This is a genomic window from Halalkalibacter flavus, from assembly GCF_036663575.1.
Classification (GTDB): Bacteria; Bacillota; Bacilli; order Bacillales; family Bacillaceae_D; genus Halalkalibacter; species Halalkalibacter flavus.
On the sequence record NZ_JAWRVK010000333.1, the window covers coordinates 1 to 251 of the forward strand.

The 251-nt window shown below is 74.1% G+C and carries 1 protein-coding gene; it reads left to right on the forward strand.

Annotated features, from left to right (window positions below; genetic code table 11):
* Positions 1 to 9 precede the first annotated feature (9 nt).
* Positions 10 to 225 (forward strand): hypothetical protein, encoded by a 216-nt coding sequence (locus tag SAY88_RS26230; protein ID WP_431308932.1) that lies wholly within the window; start codon positions 10 to 12, stop codon positions 223 to 225.
* The last annotated feature ends 26 nt before the right edge of the window (positions 226 to 251 follow it).

The following is a 251-nucleotide window of genomic DNA, read 5'->3' on the forward strand; positions in this document are numbered from 1 at the left end:
CTTTGGGGCCTGGTCTTCCCCTTGGCCGCCTTCACCCTGGCCACCCGGGCCCTGGCGGAGGGGCTGGAGAGCCTGGTCTTCCGCCTCCTGGCCCAGGGGCTACTGGGCCTCCTCCTCGCCTTCTACCTGCCCCTCCTCCTCCGGAGCCTCCTGGCCTTCCTTCGGCTTGAGGTGCTGCGCCAGGGCCAGCCGGGCCAGCCGCACCCGGGCCCGCAGGGCGGCTAGGGCCTTGCGGTCCTCCCGCAGGCGCT